Genomic DNA, 20,569 nt, shown 5'->3' on the forward strand with positions numbered 1-20,569 from the left:
TGCGTCGTCAGGCGGCGCGGTGGTGAGGCAGGTCGTGAGCGGTCGGGTGGGGCGCGTGGGTGCCAGGGGCGACCGGGGCGAGCTCGTGGGTGAGGACCCGGTGCCACTTGTTGGCGGGGAGCCCGGGGCGCAGAGCGGCCATCCCGGTGGCGTACTTCGAGAGCCGGGCGGGGCGGTGGCCCTGGGACCACAGGAAGCGGTCGGCGGGTCCGGGGGTCGCGGGGCTCTTCGTCTCGACGATGGCGAGCTCGCCCGCGGGCAGGAGCGGTCCTCGGTCCACCGTGCCGAAGCGGTCCCTGCGCAGAGCCGTCCACGTCAGGCCGGTGTCGATGGTGGTGCGCGCCCTGTCCCCGGGCAGGTGCAGCGTCGTACGCCAGTACGTGGTCGCCATGACCGGCACGAGGCGGGTGGCCAGGTCCCGGCCGCACTGGGGCGAGCAGATTCCTGAGGCCGCCAGGCAGTCGGAGACGAAGAGAAGGCCCTCGGTAGTGAGACGGTCTGCGTCCTCGAGCGGGTAGGGGATGCGCTCCTTGACCGTCGAGTCCCGTGCGCCGCGCGTCTTGACCTCGAGGAAGCAGGTGCCGGAGTCCAGGTAGGCGCGGGTGCGGACCTTGAACCGGCGGCGGCGCTTGCGGGCGGCGAGCATGTAGGCGCTCAGCTCAGGGGTGTCGAAGTAGGTTGAGGCGTAGGCGAAACGACGCCTGCCGTCGATCTCCAGCGCGAGGGCCCGACCGCTCAGGGCGTTGGTGACGTCCTGGACGGTGGCCGCGGGCACGAGGTACTTGCGGTCGACACGGGTGAGCAGGCCGGCGGCTTCGTTGAGGGCCTCCAGGCTCGTGGGGGCGAGGTGGCCGGTGTCAAGCGGCGGGCAGATGGTGGCGGCCATGGCTGGGTCATCTCCTCTCGGGCGTCAGGTCCGGGCCCCGGGGCCTCCGGGGCGTGTCGTCAGCGAGCTGCTGCGTGCTGGGGCTGGTAGGAGGCGGGCACCTGCGGGGGTGTGTGCGGGGCGCTGTACCACTCGTCGAGCAGGGAGGACTCGGGCGTCGCGGGCAGGGCGCTCGGCGTGTCCCCAGGGCGCTCGTCGGCGGAGGCGGGGGTGCGGTGGAGGCGGTAGCGCACGTCGACGAGGGTCGTGTCGTTGACCAGGTCGAGGCGCTGGACCTCCAGGCTCCGCACGGTCCCGCCGAGCAGCTTCTCCAGGTGGGCGACGAGGGCCTGCTCGTCGGCGATGGCACGGTCGAGCATGACCACCTGGTGGCGGTTGCGGCGCACGAGGGCCGGGTGGTCCCCGATCCACAGGGAGGCGACGACGAGGCCCATGAGCAGGCTGGTCACCGCGATCGGGGCGCCGATGCCTCCGAGGAGGCCCAGGGCCAGCGCCGCGAAGAAGTAGGCGATCTCGTGCTGGGAGATCTCGGTCGAACGCAGACGGATGATCGACAGGACACCGAAGAGCCCCAGGCCCAGACCCGCGGAGATCGTGGCGGTGGCGAGCAGGAGGGTCACTGCCAGGACACCGACGTTGATGCCGATGTAGGCGGCCAGGAGGTCCTTGCGTCCGTGGCGTGGCAGGTAGAGGGCGCCGATGAGCAGGGTCAGGGCGAGCAGGTCTGCGGCGATGTAGGCAAGGGAGGCGAGGCTCATAAGGTGGTTCCTTGATCCTTGGATCGGTGGGCGGTGGGTCGACCTGGTGTCGGCCTCGATGACCACGAGTCAACGGCCCCTGCCCATGAGGATCCTGTGAAGGGCATGTCCCTCAGGCATGGGGTTCGGATCACAGCGGTCCCGGTGGCGGCGGGTGCGGGCAGCGTCTCATCGGGGCGGGCGCGCCTCGGCTGGGCGGGCAGCCGCTCGGCTGGGCGGGCGCCCGGCCGAGGTGCGCGCGGGGTGCGGGCGCGCGCGGGGTGCGGGCGCTTGTGGGGCGGAGGAGGCGCCCGGGCCGGGCTGGCGGGCGGGCGGTCAGGCCAGCGCGAGAGCTATGTCGCCCGGTCGGATCCAGCCCCGGCGACGCATGAGCGCGCAGATGCCCCAGCTCAGGGCGGCGGGAGCCACGACGTGGAACAGCACGATGGTCAGCGCCAGGCGTCCTGCGGGCACCGAGGTCGACATGACCTGCCAGGTCATGACCTGGCCGACGAGTCCCGCGGACCCCATGCCCGAACCCACGGCGTTGGACTCCATGCGCAGCACGACGGTGGACACCGGGCCCAGGAGGGCCGAGGCCAGAGTGGGTGGAACCCAGATGAGGGGGCGGCGCATGATGTTGGGGACCTGGAGCATGGAGGTCCCCAGGCCCTGGGCGAGTAGCCCGGACCAGCGGTTGTCCCGGAAGGAGGCGACGGCGAATCCGACCATCTGGGTGGTGCAGCCGATGGTCGCCGCCCCGGCCGCGGTGCCGGACAGTCCCAGGATGACCCCGAGCGCCGCCGAGGAGATCGGAAGGGTGAGGACCATGCCCATGACGACCGACACGACGACCCCCATGACGAGGGGCTGACGCTCGGTTCCCCAGTTGACGACCTGACCCAGCGACGTCATGGCCCGGGAGATCGGGGGACCCACGAGGAGGCCGGTGCCCCCGCCGACGATCACGGTGGTCAGGGGGGTGAGGAGGATGTCGACCGGGGTGCGCCCGGCCACGAGCCTTCCGGCCTCGACCGCGACCCAGGCTGCCAGGAAGGCGCCCAGCGGCTCGCCCGGCCCGCGCAGGACGAGGGAGGCCCCGGCGCCGTCGGTCACGACGGCGGAGCCGGCCAGGAGCGGGGCGGCGTAGGCTCCGATCTGCCCGGCCGCCCCCGCGCCCACGAGGACGAGGGTGCCTGCGCCCAGCCGGTGGGCGGTTCCCAGGCCGATCCCCGCGCCGGTGACCGACGAGGCGACCCGGCCCATGAGGACGACCGCCTCGCCGGCGGTCCCGGGCAGTGCGGTGCCGAGCTGGGTCAGGATCGTCCCGATGATGAGCGTGGCGAACAGCCCGTGGGTCATGCCGGTCAGGCCCTCGATGAGGACGCGGTGGGCCAGGGCGCGCAGCGCAGGCAGGACGGTGGCGGGGGCGTGCGGTCTGGTCATGAGGCCTCGGGTCGCTCACGGGGCGGCGCCCCGTAGGTGTCAAGACACCTGGAGTCTAGCCTGCTCGGAGTCCGGTGCGCCGCCGGGACCGGTGCGCCGCCGGGACCGTCGCCGTCGGGCCCGGTGCGCCGTCGGGGCCGGTGCGCCGTCGGGGCCGGTGCGCCGTCGGGGCCGGTGCGCCGTCGGGACCGGTGCGCCGTCGGCCCCGTGCGCCGTCGGGGAACCGAGGGGGCGCCCGGAGTGGGCCTCACCGCAGGAGGCCGAGGGCCTGGAGCCGGGCCTCGATCTCGTCGAGGACCTGCTCGGAGTCGGCCTCGATGGTGTGGGTGTGCCAGCCGTTGGTGAGCTCGGCCAGGACGGAGGAGTCGGGGAGGCGGGCCAGGAAGTGGGTGAGGTCCTCCGTGTCCTCGATGAGCAGGTCGACGGTGATCTGCCCGTAGAGCCGGTGCTCGACGGACACGTCGAGCACCCGCCCCCCTGACTCGACGATGGCGCTGAGCTCGGCGGGGATCTCCGCGCGGGAGTGCTGGACGGCGACGGAGCGGCGGGGCCTGTCAGAGGGCCTGGCCACGAGGTATCCCCGGTTGGTCGCGCGGATCGCGTGGCCGGCGGCCCGCAGCAGGGCGACGTCGCCGACGATGACCTGGCGGGAGACCCCGAGCTGCTCGCCCAGGGACCAGGCGGCCACGGGCGCGGTCGCCGAGGTCAGGCGGGTCAGGATCTCCTCCCTGCGCTCGACGGCGTCCACATGCTCCTCCTTGGTGTGCGGCGGCGCGGTCCCTCTGGCGGGCTGTGTGGCAGGACCGCCACGGCGGGCTGCACGGTCCGGTCGTGGCGGCGGGCTGTGTGGCAGGACCGCCACGGCGGGCTGCACGGTCCGGTCGTGGCGGCGGGCTGCACGGTCCGGTCCACCGGGGCCTGCGCACACCGTATCGTCCCGGCGTCGTGCCACGGCGCCCTCGAGCGCGGGCGAGCGCGGGCGAGCGCGGCGCCGCGTTGCCGCGACACGCCCGGGAGCCATGTGACGGGAAACCAATTTCTAGGACTTTGTCCCCAGGGTGGGGAGCGGTCGTCCTTCAGGGGAGTGGATGGCTGTGCATGAGGGGAGGAGTTCGTGTCACACCCTTGGGGCACCATGGTTCTGCGGATCCGGAAGGCTCGGAGCGCCCGCTCGGTCGCCGACGGCGTCGGGTGGGCCCACCGGGCCTCCACACTCTCGAGGCGACTGTCCACAGGAAGGAGGCGAGCTGTGCACAGCACCACGCTGGACACATCATCTTGGGGTGCTGGCGGGCACCTACCCCTAGGGGTAGTGTCTTGCCCCGCAGGGCCCCGCGCCCTCCCGCGAACTACACACGTGTGGTTACACCGGCGAAAGCCCTCCGTCGCGAGGGGCCGGGATGACCGCGCCCGGCCCTGATCCACCTCTCGACTGCCAGGAAGTGACCGACATGGCGATCACCGTCTACTCCAAGCCCAACTGCGTCCAGTGCACCGCGACGTACCGCGCCCTGGACAAGGCCGGCCTGCCCTACGCGACGGTGGACATCTCCGTGGACGCCGAGGCCCTCGAGCAGGTCAGGTCCCTGGGCTACGCCCAGGCGCCGGTCGTCATCGCAGGCGACGCGCACTGGTCAGGCTTCCGCCCCGACAAGATCAAGGCCCTGGCCTCCGCCCGCGAGGCCGTCGCCATCTGAGCGGGGGCCGGGCACCGGTGAGCGCACGGCCCCTCCTCGTCTACTTCTCCTCGACCTCGGAGAACACGCACCGTTTCGTCGGCAAGCTCGGCCTGCCCGCGGTCCGGATCCCGCTCCTGCCCACCGACGGGCCGTTGCGGGTCGATGAGGAGTACGTGCTGGTCGTGCCCACCTACGGTGGTGGAACCGTCAAGGGCGCGGTGCCCAAGCAGGTCATCCGCTTCCTCAACGACCCGCACAACCGCTCCCTGTGCCGAGGAGTCATCTCCTCGGGCAACACCAACTTCGGCGAGGCCTACTGCCTGGCCGGTGACATCATCGCCCGCAAGCTCGACGTGCCGGTGCTCTACCGCTACGAGCTGCTCGGGACCCCCGCTGACGTCGCGCGCGTCACAGAAGGATTGGACACGTTTTGGCAGACACGCTGACGGACACGGGTCTGGAGCCCGTTCCCTCCCCGGACCTGGACTACCACGGGCTCAACGCCACGCTCAACCTGTACGACGCCAACGGGCTCATCCAGTTCGGCGCGGACCGGGAGGCTGCCCGCCAGTACTTCCTTCAGCACGTCAACCAGAACACCGTCTTCTTCCACGACCTGGAGGAGAAGCTGGAGTACCTCGTCGAGGAGGGCTACTACGAGAAGCCCGTGCTGGACAAGTACTCCCCGGAGTTCGTCAAGGCGGCCTTCAAGGCGGCCTACGCCCACAAGTTCCGCTTCTCGACCTTCCTGGGCGCCTTCAAGTACTACACCTCCTACACCCTCAAGACCTTCGACGGCAAGCGCTATCTCGAGCGTTTCGAGGACCGCGTCACCATGGTGGCGCTGGCTCTTGCTGACGGGGACGAGGCACTGGCCACGAACCTCATCGAGGAGATGATGACCGGCCGCTTCCAGCCGGCCACTCCCACCTTCCTCAACGAGGGCAAGGCGCAGCGCGGCGAGCCCGTGTCCTGCTTCCTCGTGCGCATCGAGGACAACATGGAGTCGATCGCCAGGGGCATCAACTCCGCCCTCCAGCTGTCCAAGCGCGGCGGCGGCGTTGCCCTCCAGCTGACCAACCTGCGCGAGATGGGCGCCCCCATCAAGCGCATCGAGAACCAGTCCAGCGGCGTCATCCCGGTCATGAAGCTCCTGGAGGACTCCTTCTCCTACGCCAACCAGCTCGGCGCGCGCCAGGGGGCGGGTGCGGTGTACCTCCACGCCCACCACCCCGACATCATGCGGTTCCTCGACACCAAGCGCGAGAACGCCGACGAGAAGATCCGCATCAAGACGCTGTCCCTGGGCGTGGTCATCCCCGACATCACCTTCGAGCTGGCCCGAGACAACGAGGACATGTACCTCTTCAGCCCCTACGACGTCGAGCGCGTCTACGGGGTCCCCTTCTCGGAGATCTCTGTGACGGAGAAGTACCGGGAGATGGTCGACGACGGCAGGATCAAGAAGAAGAAGATCAACGCCCGACAGTTCTTCCAGACCCTGGCGGAGATCCAGTTCGAGTCGGGCTACCCGTACGTCATGTTCGAGGACACGGTCAACCGGGCCAACCCCATCAAGGGAAAGATCACGATGTCCAACCTGTGCTCCGAGATCCTCCAGGTCTCGGAAGCCAGCGAGCTCGCCGAGGACCTGTCCTACACGCACGTCGGCAAGGACATCTCCTGCAACCTGGGCTCCCTCAACATCGCCAAGACGATGGACTCCCCGGACTTCATGCGCACCGTGGCCACCGCGGTGCGGGGGCTGACCGCCGTCTCCGACCAGACCCACCTGCCGAGCGTGCCCTCGATCGACCGAGGGAACCGCGAGTCCCACGCGATCGGCCTGGGGCAGATGAACCTCCACGGCTTCCTCGCCCGTGAGCGCATCCACTACGGCAGCGAGGAGGGGCTGGACTTCACCAACGTCTACTTCGCCTGCGTCCTGTTCGCCGCGCTGACCGCCTCCCACGAGCTCGCCGTCGAGCGCGGGCAGGCCTTCGTCGGCTTCGAGGACTCGACCTACGCCAGCGGGGAGTTCTTCGACAAGTACCTCAACGAGGACTTCCTGCCCGTGACCGAGCGGGTCAAGGAGGTCTTCGCCGCGAGCTCGGTGCACGTCCCCACCCGTGCCGACTGGGCCGAGCTGGCCGAGAAGATCAAGCGGGACGGCATCTACAACCGCAACCTTCAGGCGGTCCCTCCCACCGGCTCGATCTCCTACATCAACCACTCGACCTCCTCGATCCACCCGATCGTCTCCAAGATCGAGATCCGCAAGGAGGGCAAGATCGGGCGCGTCTACTACCCGGCGCCCTACATGACCAACGACAACCTTGAGTACTACGAGGACGCCTACGAGATCGGCCCCGAGAAGATCATCGACACCTACGCGGCGGCGACCCAGCACGTCGACCAGGGTCTGAGCCTCACCCTCTTCTTCCCGGACACCGCGACGACCCGCGACATCAACCGAGCCCAGATCTACGCCTGGCGCAAGGGCATCAAGACCCTCTACTACATCCGCCTGCGCCAGGCGGCGCTCGAGGGCACCGAGGTCGCCGGCTGCGTGTCCTGCATGCTGTGACTGCGTCGAAGGGCGCTTTCGAGGCGCGTGGCTCGGGTGTTGGAGACCTGACGCGCCCCTATCGGGTATTCGTCGACGAGTCTGAGGTCGAAGGCTACTCGGTGACTGCCGTCTACGTATGGCCTGCTGACGTGCATCACATCAGGAGGAGTCTTCAGGGATATCTGATAGCGGGCCAGCGCTCTATCCATTTCACGAAGGAGCGCGATGAGAGGCGGAAGGTGATTCTTCGTGCGATCACGGAGATGCCTGTCAGAATTGAGGTGTACCGAACCTGCCACAAGCCTCGCCGTGGACGTCCGGCGTGCCTGCGTGCACTCGCCGAGAGTCTTCAGGGCGGCCCGTGCCAGCAGCTCGTCCTGGATCGGAACGACTCCGTCATTGCTTCTGACAGGCAGATTCTCAGTCAGGTGCTTTCTGGTCGTTGGGACGGGACCTATGATCATCTCCACGACCACGAGGAGCCTCTCCTGTGGCTACCTGACGCTGTGAGCTGGTGCTGGAACAAGGGCGGGCGATGGCGGGCGGAGGTCGAACAGATGAATCTCACGGTCATCGATCTCGACGTATAGCGCGCGAAACCCGGCTCGCCCACCGTCCGGAAGGCTGCCGGGTTCACTTCATACCGCTACTGCGACACGCTCTAACATACTATCGGCCCCGGGGCTGGCTGGGCAAGTTCACGCGTAGGTCATCGGCCTGGTCCCGACACGGATCACCGGCCACTGAGCGCCCTGCCGACGGCTGTGCGCAGGTTGACCGGCCCGTGCGCCAGCGCGGCCTCCGTTGGCTCCCCGGACCTGCGAATCTCGACGAGCTCGACCCCCGGCGCCCGCAGACGCTCTGCACCCTCTCGCAGGACCCCGCCGAGCACCAGCACCGGCACCCCGTGACGTCGTGCGACACGCACGACACCTCCGACCGCCTTGCCCTCCAGGCTCTGGGCGTCGACGCCGCCCTCACCGGTGAGGACGAGGTCGGCGCCGGCGATCCGGTCCTCCAGCCCGACGGCGCGCGCCACGGCCTCGAACCCGGGAGTCGTACGGGCCCCGAGCACGGCCGTCAGGGCCAGGCCCGCGCCCCCTGCCGCGCCGGCTCCCGGCGCATCGACCTGGCTCTCGGCGCCGACCAGCGCTGCCAGACGCCCGAGCTGGGCGTCCAGGGAGGCTATCTGGTCGGCGCGCACGCCCTTCTGCGGACCGAAGACCGCCGTCGCCCCGTTCGGTCCGAGCAGCGGGTTGGTGACGTCGACCGCCGCGGTCAGCTCCACCCCTGCCAGCCGCTCACGTGCCGGGCCGACATCGATGCTCGCGATTCGACTAAAGGCCGCAGGCACGGGCTCGACACGACGGCCGGCGTCGTCACGCAGTACCGCGCCGAGCGCCTCAAGCATCCCCAGCCCCATGTCGTGAGTCGCGGAGCCGCCGACCCCGACGACCACAGCCCTCGCCCCGCGCCTGACGGCGGCTAGGAGCAGCATCCCCAGACCGCGCGTCGAGGACCGCATGACGTCGCGCTCGGAAGGAGGGATCCGCTCCAGCCCGGAGGCCTCGGCAAGGTCGACGGCCGCGGAGAACCTGCCCGGAGGGCCGCACAGCCCCAGGCCGGCGGTGAGGTGGCGGCCCAGTGCGTCGACGGCGGGAACCTCGATCCACCTGCCGTTGCAAGCGGCGGTGACGATCCGGGCGAAGCCCTCGCCGCCATCGGATACAGGAAGGAGGTCGACAACGGCGTCGGGCAGGGCGTCGGCAACGCCCAGGGCCATGGCCCCGGCGGCCTCAGGGGCGGTCATCGACTCCTTGAAGGAGTCGGGGGCGATGACGATCCTCATGCGACGATCCTGCCACCCCCTTCCACCGCGAGATCGGGACTTATGACACCGCGAGATCGGGACTTATGGCACCGCGAGATCGGGGGAAGTGGTACGTCGTGGTCGGGATCGTGGGGGCGGGTTGGTCGGTGGAGGGTGTTGTCTCCGTGGCACGCCGTGGGGTAGCCGGCTGCGGGGGTGGGGGTCCGTGTCTGCCGGGTCCGCCACGTCAGGGCCGGGCCAAGCCGGGCCGGGTTGGGCTGGACCGACGAGCCAGGCCAGGACGGCCCGGACCTGGCCGAGGCAGGTCCAGGACACCTGGGGGTGTGCGCTGACCAGGTGCCGGGGGTGGTGCACACATAAACTATCCTCGCGACCCGGATGGGTGCCCGTGATTGAGCCAAAGAATGATCGTCTTGTACCAGGCGGAGGGCCTCCCCGTGTGCGTCGCAGGGACCGTTGCACATCTCAGATGCCCACCACCGCCTCCACCACAAGGACCAGCCGAGAGGATCGGCGTCATTCCAACGATTCCCGACACGGGCCCCTGACCGCCACCCGCCTGTTATGTGCATCACACCGTCGTCGGGGCGTGGGCCTGCCGCTCCGGGAGCCCGTGGCTGACCAGCACGCCCGGGGCTCCTGGACCGCCACCCAGGGCGTGGTTGCGGCCGGGCCCGGCTCCTACTCGGCTCCCTCGAGGTCGGGGCGTCCGACACCCGGAGTCCTGAGGCAAGGCCCCCGGCTCACGGCACCCGGCGCCGCTGCCAACGGCGTGCCAGATGCGGCGATCTCGAGGTGTCATTTCCCCCGATCTCGAGGTGCCAGGTGGTTTCAGGGGGTGAGTGCAATGGGTGGTGCTTGGGAGAGGGGCTGGTTGTGGTGCGTGGGGTGTGGCCTGGTGTGGTTCGCGATGGTGTGCGGGAGCTGATCGAGTCGGGTTGGTTGGCTCGCGAGGCGGGGGCTTGTTTCTCGGTGCCTCAGTCCACGGTGTCGGACTGGTGCAGGCTGTGGGGTATGAGGATGCGGCACGGGGCCAGGGAGGGCGGGATGGTCGGGACGACCAGGCCTGCTGGGCGTGGTCGGGGCGGGTCGGGGGACGGGTTCGAGGTGATGGTCCGGGGTACCGGGCACGGCAGGCGTCTGGGGGCTCAGGGGCGCGGCGCGATCGCTGCGGGCCTGGCCAGGGGTGATTCCCTGGCCTCGATCGCCCGGTTCCTGGGGGTGGCTGTCTCCACGGTCAGCCGCGAGGTCGCTGCCGGCGGGGGCCGGCAGGCCTACGACCCCCAGGCCCGCCACGCCCAGGCCCGGGCCGCCAGGGCACGGCCCAAGGCGCGTGTGCTGGACTCCAACGACCAGCTGCGGGCCCTGGTGGTCCAGGGCCTGAGACAGCGGTGGTCGCCCCAGCAGATCAGCCGCCGTCTGGCTGCGGACCACCCCGAGCGCGATGATCTTCGTGTGAGCCACGAGACGATCTACCAGTCCCTGTACGTCCAGGGCCGAGGGACGCTGCGCGCCGAGCTGGGCCGTCACTACAGGCTGCGTACCGGGCGGAGTCGGCGCGTGCCACGCTCGGCCCTGGCCGGGCCCCTGGCCTCCAGGCCCTGGCTGGCCGACGCGCGTATCAGCACCCGCCCGGCCCAGGTCGCCGACCGGGCCGTGCCAGGCCACTGGGAGGGCGACCTGGTCATGGGCGCGGGCAACCGCACCGCGATGATCACCCTGGTCGAACGCACCACCCGCCTGGTCCTGATCGCCCCGCTGCTGACCGACCACACCGCCACCACCGTGGCCACGGTGCTGGAGACCATGATCAAGGGCCTGCCCCGCTCCATGGCCCGGTCCCTGACCTGGGACCAGGGCGGCGAGATGGCCCAGGTCGCCCGCTTCAGGACCGCCACCAACCTCGAGGTGTACTTTGGGGTGAGTGGCGTTTCTCGGACAGGGGAGATTTTCGTCTCTCTTCTGATTCGATAGGATGGAGCCATGTCAAGGGCGAAGTACTCGGACGAGTTCAAGGCGCAGGTTGTGCGTGAGGTCGTCGAGAAGGACCGGACGATCGCGTCGGTCGCGGCCTCCTACGACCTGGTGCCCCAGACGGTGGGGAACTGGGTCGCGAGGTACAGGAAGGAGCACTCCAGCCAGGAGGAAGGTGAAGCAGTCGCAGAGTCCGCGCAGATAGCCAGGCTCAGGGCGGAGAACTGCGAGCTGCGCCAGGAGAACGAGTTCCTGAAAAAAGCGGCGGCCTTCTTCGCGCAGGAACAGCGGTGAGCGACAAGTACAAGCTCATCAACCGCGAGGAAGGCAGATACCCTGTTGCCTCCATGTGCCGCTGGGCCGGGGTGTCCAGGTCCGGGTACTACTCCTGGCGCGAGCGGGCTGAGTCGAGTCGTATCAGGAGACGGGAGGAGCTGGCGGTTCTTGTGCGGGCCGAGTTTGAGGCCTCCCACGGCGCCTACGGGTACCGGCGCATCGCGGCAGCCCTGCGACGTCAAGGCGTGTCAACCTGCCAGGACACTGTGCGTGCGGTCATGCGCGCCCAGGGCCTGAGAGCCGCGCAACCGCGCCGGAAGGTCCGTACCACCGTCCCGGCCCGTGACCTGGGCGAGCGTCCCGATCTCGTGCGCCGTGACTTCACGGCCGAGAAACCCGGAATCAAATGGGTAGGTGACATCACCTGTATCCGCACGTGGGCTGGGTTCGTGTATCTCGCTACGGTGCTGGACTGCTGCACGAGGAAGGTAGTCGGTTACGCGATGGCCGACCACATGCGCACCGACCTCGTCCGTGACGCTATCGACATGGCGGTACGCAGGTGCCCCCACAAGAGAGGGGTAACCATATTCCACTCCGACAGAGGCAGCCAGTACACCTCTCAGCAGTTCTCCGACCACCTGAGGAAGTATGGCATACGGCTGTCCGTCGGGCGCACCGGGGTGTGCTGGGACAATGCCTGGGCGGAGTCATTCAACGCGACTCTTAAGAACGAGAGGGTCCACCGCATGGTGTACCCTACACGTAGGAAGGCAGTGAGCGACATTGCCTCATGGATTGAGCTGACATACAATCAGACACGTCTCCACTCGACCCTCGGCTACCGCACCCCCAACGAGGTCGAAGGCGAGCACCTAGGCCGCAGACAAGCGGCCTGACACACCAAAAACACACAGTCCGAAAAACACCCAGCACTCCAAACACCAACGGCCTGATCCGCGAGTTCTTCCCCAAAGGCACCGACCTGTCGACCTACCCCCTCCACGCCTTCGAACAGGCCCAGCACCTCCTCAACACCCGCCCCCGCCAGACCCTAGACTGGGCCACACCCGCAGAAGCCTTCAACAGGCTCCTGCAGAAAACAGAACACGACACCACCATTGCACTCACCACCTGAAACCACCCCATTAGTCCCGATCTCGCGGGAGGGGGGAGGGAGGGGAGGGGGGAGGGAGGGGAGGGGGATGACGATGGGGGGCGAGTCAGGCCCAGCCCTGGTAGGTCGGGACGAGGACCATGTCGTGGACGTTGACGTCCTGGGGTGCGTTGAGGGAGTGGTGCACGACGGCTGCCACGTCCTGGGCGGTCAGCGGCGCCAGGGCGATGTGGTCGGTGACCGCGGGAATGGAGCGCCGGGCGGTCAGCGGTGTCTCGACGTAACCGGTGGCGATGGTCCGTGCCCGCACCCGGTCCTCGCGCAGCTCGACACGCAGCTGCTCGCCCAGGGCGTGGCGGGCGGCCGCCGCGGCACCGTAGACGACCGCCTCCTCGAAGGCGGTGCTCCCCGCGATCGAGCCGATGACGACGACGTCGGACACGCCGTGGTCCCTGGCCCCGGCCTGCAGCGCGGGCAGCAGGTAGCGCACCGCACGCAGCACCGTGTGGGTGTCGGTGGAGAACTCCTCGACGAGGACCTCGGCGTCGCGCAGCGCGAAGTGGCCGTTCATCGCCCCACCTGCGCTGACGACGAGCGCGTCGAGCCGGCCCTCGTCCCGGGCGAGCCCTTCCAGGGTGACCCGGGCTGCCTCGGCCTCGAGCAGGTCGCAGCGCACAAAGCGGGCTCCGAGCGCGTTGATGTCCTCGAGCGGGTCCTGGCGGTCGACGACGATGGTGCGCCAGCCCTCGGCCAGCGCCTGACGGGCCACGGCCAGGCCGATCCCGGAGGCGCCCCCGGCCACGACGATGCTGCGTGCGGTCATGTCTGCTGCCCCTCCTTGAGGCGTCGGCGCCGGCCGCTGCGCTCGGAGCCCTCGGAGGGGTCACCGGAGCGCAGGGCCTCGAGGGCGGCGATGAGGTCGGCGGCCTCCACCGGGCCGTCGTAGATGACGTCGCCGACGAAGAAGGTCGGCGCGGTGGTCAGGCACAGGGTGCCGGCGTCGTCGGCGTCGTCGGAGACCCGCACCGCGTGGGTGCCCAGGCGGACCGCCTCCTCCAGGCGTGGCAGGTTCGCCCCGACGTCCACGGCTGCCCGGCGCAGCATGCGCGCGTCGAGCTCCTCGTCCTGGGTCGCCAGCTCGAGCTCGCGCTTCATCGGGGCGAAGAGCTCGTAGCTCTGCGCCGCCACGGCCTCCAGGGCGAGCGCGGCCTGGAGGGCAGCGGGGTCCTCCCCCGGGTTGTGCCGGAAGACGTAGCGCAGCTCGGGCCCGAAGTGGTCGCGCACCTCCCGCAGCACCTCGGCCTTGTCCGCGTCGTCCAGGCCCCCCAGGCGGCCGTACTCCACGAGGGTGAGCGGGGCGTCGGCCGGGCCCTCGATGTGGTCGCGCTCGGGGTCGACCGGTCGGGTCAGGTGCTTGCGCGCGGGCGCGTGCTGCTCGTCGTAGCGGGCGGTGCTCTCCAGCATGACCATTCCCAGCGCCGCGGCGATGAGCGAGGCGGTCAGCACACCGATCCGCGCGTCGGACTTGAGCGTCTCGTCGGTGATGGCGAGCTCGACGATGAACAGGGAGATCGTGAAGCCGATCCCGGTGAGCATCGACCCCGAGCCGATGTGGCGGTACCCCAGGCCCGGCGCCAGCGCCCCGATGCGCAGCCGGGTCGCCAGCCAGGTCGCGCCGAGCACGCCGGCGTGCTTGCCGACGACGAGGCCCACGATGATGCCCCAGGTCAGCGGCGAGGTGAAGGCGTGGCCCAGGGTCTGGGCGGTGATGACGACCCCGGCGTTGGCCAGGGCGAACAGCGGCACGATGAACAGGTTGATCGTCGGGGCCAGGACGAGCTGGAGGCGCTCGTTGATCGACACCGAGCGCAGGATGCCCTCGACGGCCGCGTTGCCGGTCGCGGCCACCGGGGTGCGGCGGAAGACCTGGGTCAGCTCCTCGGCGCGCAGGACCTCGGCGCGCTCGGGAGGGAAGACCGGCAGGAGGAGCCCGAGCACGACCCCGGCGATCGTGGCATGCACCCCCGAGGCCAGGAAGGACACCCACAGCACCGCCCCGGCCACGATGTAGACCGCTGTGCGGTGCAGGCGCGCCTGCTGGAGCAGGTAGAGCACGAGCGCGGTGGCCGCGACGACGACGAGGGGGACGATCTGGATGGACTCGGTGTAGGCCACGGCGATGACCAGCAGCGCCCCGACGTCGTCGACGACGGCCAGGGCGACGAGGAAGGCGCGCAGCGGCTGGGGCAGGCGTGCGCCGAACACCGCCAGGAGGCCGACGACGAAGGCTGTGTCGGTCGAGATGACGACGCCCCACGCGCCGGCGCCCGGGGAGCCGGCGTTGAGGGCGAGGAAGAGCACGGCGGGCAGGACGAGGCCCGCGACGGCCGCCACGACCGGCACGCTCGCGTGTCTCCAGTCGCTCAGCTCGCCCATGATGAAGTCGTGCTTGACCTCCAGGGAGACCAGGAAGAAGAACATCATCATGAGGCCGTCGTTGATCCAGTGCTGGAGCGACATGGAGATCTCGGCGTCCCCGAGGGTCAGGGCGAGGTCGGTGTGCCAGAAGTCGTCGTAGGAGGAACCGCCCAGGTTCGCCCACAGGATCGCCACGATCGTGGCGGCCAGGAGCAGGACGGCGCCGGAGGTCTCCCAGGCGCGGAAGGCGGCGAACCCGGCCTGGAGGCGGGCCACGACCGCGGTGGTGCGGGTCTGGGTGGTTCGTGTCATCAGCGGCTCCCGATGGGACGGACCGTCGCCCGGGCGAGGTTGACGTGCGGGGGCAGGGCGGCCATGAAGGCAACCTCCGCCGCGACCCTGCCGGTCTCGATGGTCGCCTCGGCGGCGAGCTCCTCGGTGAGCACGTCGTGGTGGTCGCTGGTCGTGCGGTCGGCCCCGAAGTTGGACTCGGCGAAGAAGTTCCCGGCGGTGAACAGGCTCGCCAGGTGGTGGACGCGCACCCCGCGCGGCCCGTACTCGGCGCGCAGGTGCTTGGCGAACTGGCCGATGGACGTGCCCAGGGAGGAGAAGACGGCGTAGGCCTTCTGGCGCTCGCGGGCCGGGCCCGTGCCCAGGAGGATGATGTCGGCCGGCTCGTCGCGCGCCCCGGCGGCCAGGATGTCGGGGGCGAAGATCTGGACGGCCTGGAGGGTGCCGCGCAGGTTGACCGAGAGCATGGCGTTCCAGTCCGCGGGGATGGCCTCCTCGAAGGGCGCGGCACGGCGGATCCCGGCAGCGACGACGAGCAGGTCCGGAGGCCCCAGGTGGTCCAGGATCCTGTCGCGCGCCTCGTGGACCTCGAAGGCGCTCGTCACGTCGGCGGCGCAGCACAGGGTGCGGGCGTCCTCGGGCAGGTGGGCTCGCAGCCGCTCCAGCCGACGGCGGTTGCGGGCGATGAGGCCGACCTGGGCGCCCGCCTCGACCAGGGTGTGGACGACTGCTGAGCCGATGGCGCCGGTCGCGCCGGTGACGACCGCGGTGCGGTCGCTCAGATCGATGGGTGCCATGGTGCCCCCTCCCTCGTCCGGCCTCCTCACGGGTCGTGCGGTGGCTCATCATGTCCTGCGCACTGACCCGGGCAATGTATCAGCCGGGGGATGACGGGGATGTTCCACGTGCCGGGAGGGGCTCTCAGGGCAGCGGGCGCCACAGCTCGTCGCAGCGGTGGGCGTACCGTGCGACGAGCTCGGCGTTGGGCATGTCGACGGTGCGTACCCAGTGCGCGGCGGCGGCCCGACGGCGTCCGAAGCGGATGTGGCGCTCGACGAGCCGCCGGACGAGCTCCTCGGAGTCGACCTCGAGGCAGATGAGAAGGTCGAGGCGTTCTCGGACCGCGGCCCAGCCGTGCTCCTCCAGCGCGAGGTAGTTGCCCTCGGTCAGCACGACGCCGGTACCGAGGACACGCGTCCCGGCCGCGACCGGCTCGTGCAGGTCGCGCCGGTAGACGGGGGCCATCACCTCAGGTGTCCCGGGGGCGCGCAGGCGGTCGAGAACGGACAGGTACCCGGCGACGTCGAAGGTGTCCGGGGCGCCTTTGCGCCCGTGACGGCCGAGCTCGTCGAGGACGGCGTTGGACAGGTGGAACCCGTCCATCGGCACCGTGCCGGCGAGCAGGCCCCGCTCGGTGAGGCGCTGCCCGAGGCCGGCCACCAGGGTCGACTTGCCCGAGCCCGGCGCTCCGGTCACTCCCAGGACGAGGCGCTGTCCGGGGTCGGCGCTCAGGCGTGCCGCCAGGTGCTCGATGAGTCCGTCGACCAGCGTCGGGAGGGCTCCGGTGCGCACGACGGGTTCCATGCCTTCGATGCCGTCCATACCTCCAGTGTCGCACCCGAGAACCCTCCTGGCCGGTGGGTCCCGGCGTCGGTTCACCGCACCTGCCGGGCCGCTCGGATCGCGAGCGACGGCAACACGTCTGAGAGATCGTGACGGTTTGGTGGTCGGTGGTGTCACAAGACGACGGTCTGCGAGATGGTTTGAGATGGGTGCCGCAAAACGGCGTGGCGCAGGACACTGTGCGCGTAGCCTTGGGGGACTGTCGTCTGGGCCGCGCGGCGGCTCGCGACCCCGAACACCCTGCGAGACGATCTCGACGTCAGGACCGCATCATGACAGACAACCTGTCCTCGTCCCCGACCCCTTCATCACCCGGCGTGAGCCGGCTCAACGCACGCGTCATCGGCATCTGCGTGGCGGCCGCCCTGGGCGGCTTCCTCTTCGGCTTCGACACCGCGGTCATCAACGGCGCCGTCGACGCGCTGTCCGACCACTACTCCCTCAACGCCTTCCTCAAGGGCTTCGCCGTGTCCTCGGCGCTCATCGGCTGCGCCCTGGGCGCCTGGTTCGCCGGGCCGGTGGCCAACCGCATGGGCCGTGTCCCGGTCATGCTCATCGCAGCCGTGCTCTTCGTGGTCTCCGCCCTGGGCTCCGGCCTGGCCTTCCACATCATCGACTTCATCATCTGGCGCGTCATCGGCGGCCTGGGGGTGGGTGCGGCCTCGGTGATCGCTCCGGCCTACATCGCCGAGGTCTCCCCGGCCTCCGTGCGAGGCAGGCTCGGCTCCCTCCAGCAGCTGGCGATCGTCACCGGCATCTTCGTCGCCCTGCTGTCGGACTCCTGGTTCGCGGGCATCGCCGGGGGCGCGGCCGAGACCTTGTGGATGGGTCTGGCGGCGTGGCGGTGGATGTTCATGGCCGAGGCCGTGCCGGCCGTCATCTACGGTCTGTTCGCCTTCCGTCTGCCGGAGTCGCCGCGCTTCCTCGTGGCCCGGGGCGACTACGACAAGGCCTCCCAGGTCCTCTACGACTTCACCGGCATCGTCAACGTCAACCTCAAGATCGAGGAGATCCGGGCGACCATCGACTCCGAGAAGCGTGAGTCCTTCCGTGACCTGCTCGGGCCGCGCCTGGGTCTCAAGCCGATCGTGTGGATCGGCATCATGCTGTCGGTCTTCCAGCAGTTCGTGGGCATCAACGTCATCTTCTACTACTCCACCACCCTGTGGCGCACGATCGGCTTCCAGGAGTCCGACGCCCTCAAGATCACGGTCATCACCTCGGTGACGAACATCGTGGTGACCATCGTGGCGATCCTCCTGGTCGACAAGGTGGGGCGCCGTCCCATGCTGCTCGTCGGGTCGGTCTTCATGACCCTGTCGCTGGGGCTCATGGCCCTGGCCTTCTCCTTCGCCACGGTCCACGGCGACGAGGTCACCCTCGACGCCCCGTGGGCGCCGATCGCGCTCGTGGCCGCCAACCTGTTCGTCGTCGCCTTCGGGGCCACGTGGGGGCCGCTCGTGTGGGTGCTGCTGGGCGAGATGTTCCCCAACCGGATCCGTGCCGGCGCCCTGGCGGTGGCCGCCGCGGCGCAGTGGGTCGCGAACTTCTTCATCTCGACCACCTTCCCGGTCTTCTCCGACATCGGCCTCACCTTCGCCTACGGGTTCTACGCGGTGTGCGCCCTGGCCTCTCTCGTCTTCGTCTTCCTCAAGGTCCCCGAGACCAAGGGCAAGGAGCTCGAGGACATGGAGAACCTCGCCGTCGAGCGATGAGCGTGCCGCCCGACCCGGTGGCGCGACCGTGCGGTGCCGTGCCGAGTGTCCGGCGCCGGGCGCGGTTCCGTCGTCCGAGAGGGGGCGGCACCCTACCGGGTGACGGCGCCCTGACGGGGCGCGGCGCCGGGGCAGGATGACCCATTCATCGTGTCGGCGGGTCGGTCTAGCGTGGCCGCATGTCCTGTGAACAGTCCCGTCCCGCCCCTCGACGACGACGCCCGGTCCTGCGGGTCCTCATCGCCTCCCTGAGCCTCGTGCTCAGCAGGTGAGCGAGCAGGCGGGCTCCGTCAAGCTCGACGGACGCCCGGTCGTCGGGTCCGGGAGGCGGTGAGGCGCCGGGCCGGTGCTCGGCAGGGCGGCGTTGCCCGGGTCCGTGAGCGGAGCCGCACGGGGTCGGGCCGGGTCGTCGCAGCCGGGCGACGCCGTCGTCGGTAGCATGAGGCGGACACCGACCCCGTACTGGAGGAAGCCATGCACGAGCCGATCAAGCTGGTTGACCGCGTCCAGGCGATCAACTGGAACCGCCTGGTCGACGACAAGGACCTGGAGGTCTGGGACCGCCTGACCGGCAACTTCTGGCTGCCCGAGAAGGTGCCGTTGTCCAACGACGTGCAGTCCTGGTCGACCCTCAATGACGCTGAGAAGAACATGACGACGCGCGTGTTCACGGGGCTGACCCTCCTCGACACGATCCAGGGGACCGTCGGGGCGGTCTCCCTCATCCCGGACGCACGCACCCCCCACGAGGAGGCGGTGCTCACGAACATCGCCTTCATGGAGTCGGTGCACGCCCGCTCCTACTCCTCGATCTTCTCCACTCTCATCTCGACGGCGGAGATCGACGACGCCTTCCGCTGGTCGGAGGAGAACGAGCACCTTCAGCGCAAGGCGCGCATCATCCTCGACTACTACCGTGGTGAGGACGCCGAGAAGCGCAAGGTCGCCTCGACGATGCTGGAGTCCTTCCTGTTCTACTCGGGCTTCTACGCCCCCATGTACTGGTCGAGCCACGCCAAGCTGACCAACACTGCGGACCTCATCCGCCTCATCATCCGCGACGAGGCCGTCCACGGGTACTACATCGGCTACAAGTACCAGCTGGCTGTGCGCGAGTCGAGCCAGCAGCGCCAGGACGAGCTCAAGGACTACACCTTCGACCTGCTCATGGAGCTCTACGACAACGAGGAGCAGTACACCGAGGACCTCTACGACGAGCTGGGGCTGACCGAGGACGTCAAGAAGTTCCTGCGCTACAACGCCAACAAGGCGCTCATGAACCTCGGTTACGAGGCGCTCTTCCCGGCTGACACCACTGACGTCAACCCCGCGATCCTCGCCTCGCTGTCGCCCAACGCGGACGAGAACCACGACTTCTTCTCCGGATCGGGCTCGTCCTACGTCATCGGCACCGCCGAGGCGACCCAGGACGAGGACTGGGACTTCTGAGACACGGGGGTTGTGGTGCCCCGGGGTGGCCCACCGCTGTGGGTGGCCCCGGGGCGTCGTCTTCGGGACTGACGTGGGGCCCGGGGGCGGCCGGTGAAGGTCTGCGTCGACCGACTCAGCGATGGTAAAGTTATGGTCACGACGCGCACCCCTGTCGGAAGGACCGAGGCTGATGACCGGACCGGAGCCCTCTCCCCGCCCCAACCCTCCACCGGTGGCCCCTCCTGAGGACGACGACGAGGCGTACAATCTTAAAAAGTTTGCCTTGAGGGACGTTCGCGAGGAACTGAGCTACGCGAAGGACGAGCTCGGCGTCGATGACGCCGTCGAGACGGGGACGGCGAAGTCGGCCAAGCTGACGGACGGCCTGGGGGCCCACGGCCACATCTGGCACTCGACGCTCTCGGAGACGACCCGGACCGAGCTGGTCGGTATCATCGACGCGATCACTGGTCAGGTCTCACGGAGCTACGACGACGTCGACGACGACTGGAACGCCGAGCCCGACTACGTTGACAAGGACGATCCTCGCGCGAAATGGGGTGTGGAATGACGTAC

Annotated in this window: 18 protein-coding genes and 1 pseudogene; 10 read left to right on the top strand and 9 right to left on the bottom strand. The window is 69.5% G+C overall.

Annotated features, from left to right (window positions below; translation table 11 throughout):
• Window positions 1-7: 7 nt before the first annotated feature.
• From EL245_RS08765 to EL245_RS08780, 4 genes are all read right to left on the bottom strand, one after another.
• Complete coding sequence (locus EL245_RS08765; RefSeq protein ID WP_126382795.1) at window positions 8-886, bottom strand: polyphosphate polymerase domain-containing protein; 879 nt, start codon at window positions 884-886, stop codon at window positions 8-10.
• 59 nt (window positions 887-945) lie between these two features.
• On the bottom strand, window positions 946-1,644 hold the full coding sequence (locus EL245_RS08770) for a DUF4956 domain-containing protein (RefSeq protein ID WP_126382796.1): 699 nt from the start codon (window positions 1,642-1,644) through the stop codon (window positions 946-948).
• 315 nt (window positions 1,645-1,959) lie between these two features.
• Window positions 1,960-3,069, bottom strand: a complete 1,110-nt coding sequence (locus EL245_RS08775; protein ID WP_126382797.1) for a PTS transporter subunit IIC — start codon at window positions 3,067-3,069, stop codon at window positions 1,960-1,962.
• 247 nt (window positions 3,070-3,316) lie between these two features.
• Window positions 3,317-3,817: a transcription repressor NadR gene (locus tag EL245_RS08780; protein ID WP_126382798.1), complete on the bottom strand. Its 501-nt coding sequence runs from the start codon at window positions 3,815-3,817 to the stop codon at window positions 3,317-3,319.
• A 703-nt stretch (window positions 3,818-4,520) separates the two neighbouring features.
• Between EL245_RS08780 and nrdH the strand changes: the two genes are divergently transcribed.
• From nrdH to EL245_RS13700, 4 genes are read left to right on the top strand one after another with little or no spacing between them, the layout of a single operon-like run.
• Window positions 4,521-4,766: a glutaredoxin-like protein NrdH gene (nrdH, locus tag EL245_RS08785; protein WP_126382799.1), complete on the top strand. Its 246-nt coding sequence runs from the start codon at window positions 4,521-4,523 to the stop codon at window positions 4,764-4,766.
• Window positions 4,767-4,783: 17 nt separating this feature from the next.
• On the top strand, window positions 4,784-5,194 hold the full coding sequence (nrdI, locus tag EL245_RS08790; protein WP_126382800.1) for a class Ib ribonucleoside-diphosphate reductase assembly flavoprotein NrdI: 411 nt from the start codon (window positions 4,784-4,786) through the stop codon (window positions 5,192-5,194).
• On the top strand, window positions 5,179-7,335 hold the full coding sequence (nrdE, locus tag EL245_RS08795; protein WP_126382801.1) for a class 1b ribonucleoside-diphosphate reductase subunit alpha: 2,157 nt from the start codon (window positions 5,179-5,181) through the stop codon (window positions 7,333-7,335). Before nrdI ends, nrdE begins: the two co-directional genes overlap by 16 nt.
• Entirely contained in the window at window positions 7,332-7,907 is a 576-nt protein-coding gene (locus EL245_RS13700; RefSeq protein WP_126382802.1) for a hypothetical protein, read from the top strand. The genes nrdE and EL245_RS13700 overlap by 4 nt, the downstream gene beginning before the upstream one ends.
• A gap of 143 nt (window positions 7,908-8,050) precedes the next feature.
• Here EL245_RS13700 and EL245_RS08805 read toward each other — a convergent pair whose 3' ends face one another.
• The gene (locus tag EL245_RS08805; RefSeq protein ID WP_126382803.1) at window positions 8,051-9,166 is read right to left on the bottom strand and encodes a glycerate kinase family protein; all 1,116 of its coding nucleotides are present in this window, start codon (window positions 9,164-9,166) and stop codon (window positions 8,051-8,053) included.
• Between the two features lie 1,092 nt (window positions 9,167-10,258).
• Here EL245_RS08805 and EL245_RS08810 point away from each other — a divergent pair.
• The 3 genes and pseudogenes from EL245_RS08810 to EL245_RS13705 all read left to right on the top strand — a co-directional run.
• On the top strand, window positions 10,259-11,122 hold the full coding sequence (locus tag EL245_RS08810; RefSeq protein ID WP_164719465.1) for an IS30 family transposase: 864 nt from the start codon (window positions 10,259-10,261) through the stop codon (window positions 11,120-11,122).
• Between the two features lie 9 nt (window positions 11,123-11,131).
• Window positions 11,132-12,297, top strand: a protein-coding gene (locus EL245_RS08815) for an IS3 family transposase (RefSeq protein WP_126382805.1) whose coding sequence is annotated in 2 segments (ribosomal slippage) — window positions 11,132-11,378 and window positions 11,378-12,297 — 1,167 coding nt in all. Because the reading frame shifts where the segments join, the coding sequence is not laid out codon by codon here.
• Window positions 12,298-12,338: 41 nt separating this feature from the next.
• A pseudogene (locus EL245_RS13705) lies at window positions 12,339-12,536 on the top strand (hypothetical protein); the annotation flags it as partial.
• A gap of 85 nt (window positions 12,537-12,621) precedes the next feature.
• On the opposite strand, the gene EL245_RS08820 reads toward EL245_RS13705, so the two are convergent.
• The 4 genes from EL245_RS08820 to EL245_RS08835 all read right to left on the bottom strand — a co-directional run bounded on the left by EL245_RS08820 (window position 12,622) and on the right by EL245_RS08835 (window position 16,808).
• The gene (locus EL245_RS08820) at window positions 12,622-13,338 is read right to left on the bottom strand and encodes an SDR family oxidoreductase (RefSeq protein WP_126382806.1); all 717 of its coding nucleotides are present in this window, start codon (window positions 13,336-13,338) and stop codon (window positions 12,622-12,624) included.
• Window positions 13,335-15,245, bottom strand: a complete 1,911-nt coding sequence (gene nhaA, locus EL245_RS08825) for a Na+/H+ antiporter NhaA (RefSeq protein ID WP_126382807.1) — start codon at window positions 15,243-15,245, stop codon at window positions 13,335-13,337. Before nhaA ends, EL245_RS08820 begins: the two co-directional genes overlap by 4 nt.
• On the bottom strand, window positions 15,245-16,021 hold the full coding sequence (locus EL245_RS08830; RefSeq protein ID WP_126382808.1) for an SDR family oxidoreductase: 777 nt from the start codon (window positions 16,019-16,021) through the stop codon (window positions 15,245-15,247). The genes nhaA and EL245_RS08830 overlap by 1 nt, the downstream gene beginning before the upstream one ends.
• A 124-nt stretch (window positions 16,022-16,145) precedes the next feature.
• On the bottom strand, window positions 16,146-16,808 hold the full coding sequence (locus EL245_RS08835; protein WP_126384281.1) for a nucleoside/nucleotide kinase family protein: 663 nt from the start codon (window positions 16,806-16,808) through the stop codon (window positions 16,146-16,148).
• Between the two features lie 311 nt (window positions 16,809-17,119).
• Here EL245_RS08835 and EL245_RS08840 point away from each other — a divergent pair, with 311 nt between their 5' ends.
• From EL245_RS08840 to EL245_RS08850, 3 genes are all read left to right on the top strand, one after another.
• Window positions 17,120-18,562, top strand: coding sequence for a sugar porter family MFS transporter (locus tag EL245_RS08840; protein WP_126382809.1), 1,443 nt, complete (start codon window positions 17,120-17,122; stop codon window positions 18,560-18,562).
• A 474-nt stretch (window positions 18,563-19,036) separates the two neighbouring features.
• Window positions 19,037-20,011, top strand: coding sequence for a class 1b ribonucleoside-diphosphate reductase subunit beta (gene nrdF, locus EL245_RS08845; protein WP_126382810.1), 975 nt, complete (start codon window positions 19,037-19,039; stop codon window positions 20,009-20,011).
• 172 nt (window positions 20,012-20,183) lie between these two features.
• On the top strand, window positions 20,184-20,564 hold the full coding sequence (locus EL245_RS08850; RefSeq protein ID WP_126382811.1) for a hypothetical protein: 381 nt from the start codon (window positions 20,184-20,186) through the stop codon (window positions 20,562-20,564).
• Window positions 20,565-20,569 lie beyond the last annotated feature (5 nt).

It is taken from the genome of Actinomyces howellii (genome assembly GCF_900637165.1).
GTDB lineage: Bacteria > Actinomycetota > Actinomycetes > Actinomycetales > Actinomycetaceae > Actinomyces > Actinomyces howellii.

Excerpts from the sequence above, each read along its gene's own strand:
- EL245_RS08770 (WP_126382796.1), bottom strand. The coding sequence starts at position 1,644 with ATGAGCCTCGCCTCCCTTGCCTACATCGCCGCAGACCTGCTCGCCCTG.
- EL245_RS08830 (WP_126382808.1), bottom strand. The coding sequence starts at position 16,021 with ATGGCACCCATCGATCTGAGCGACCGCACCGCGGTCGTCACCGGCGCG.
- nrdH (WP_126382799.1), top strand. The coding sequence starts at position 4,521 with ATGGCGATCACCGTCTACTCCAAGCCCAACTGCGTCCAGTGCACCGCG.
- EL245_RS08835 (WP_126384281.1), bottom strand. The coding sequence starts at position 16,808 with ATGGAACCCGTCGTGCGCACCGGAGCCCTCCCGACGCTGGTCGACGGA.
- EL245_RS08850 (WP_126382811.1), top strand. The coding sequence starts at position 20,184 with ATGACCGGACCGGAGCCCTCTCCCCGCCCCAACCCTCCACCGGTGGCC.
- EL245_RS08820 (WP_126382806.1), bottom strand. The coding sequence starts at position 13,338 with ATGACCGCACGCAGCATCGTCGTGGCCGGGGGCGCCTCCGGGATCGGC.
- nrdF (WP_126382810.1), top strand. The coding sequence starts at position 19,037 with ATGCACGAGCCGATCAAGCTGGTTGACCGCGTCCAGGCGATCAACTGG.
- EL245_RS08775 (WP_126382797.1), bottom strand. The coding sequence starts at position 3,069 with ATGACCAGACCGCACGCCCCCGCCACCGTCCTGCCTGCGCTGCGCGCC.
- EL245_RS08765 (WP_126382795.1), bottom strand. The coding sequence starts at position 886 with ATGGCCGCCACCATCTGCCCGCCGCTTGACACCGGCCACCTCGCCCCC.
- EL245_RS08840 (WP_126382809.1), top strand. The coding sequence starts at position 17,120 with ATGACAGACAACCTGTCCTCGTCCCCGACCCCTTCATCACCCGGCGTG.
- EL245_RS08805 (WP_126382803.1), bottom strand. The coding sequence starts at position 9,166 with ATGAGGATCGTCATCGCCCCCGACTCCTTCAAGGAGTCGATGACCGCC.
- EL245_RS08810 (WP_164719465.1), top strand. The coding sequence starts at position 10,259 with ATGGTCCGGGGTACCGGGCACGGCAGGCGTCTGGGGGCTCAGGGGCGC.
- nhaA (WP_126382807.1), bottom strand. The coding sequence starts at position 15,245 with ATGACACGAACCACCCAGACCCGCACCACCGCGGTCGTGGCCCGCCTC.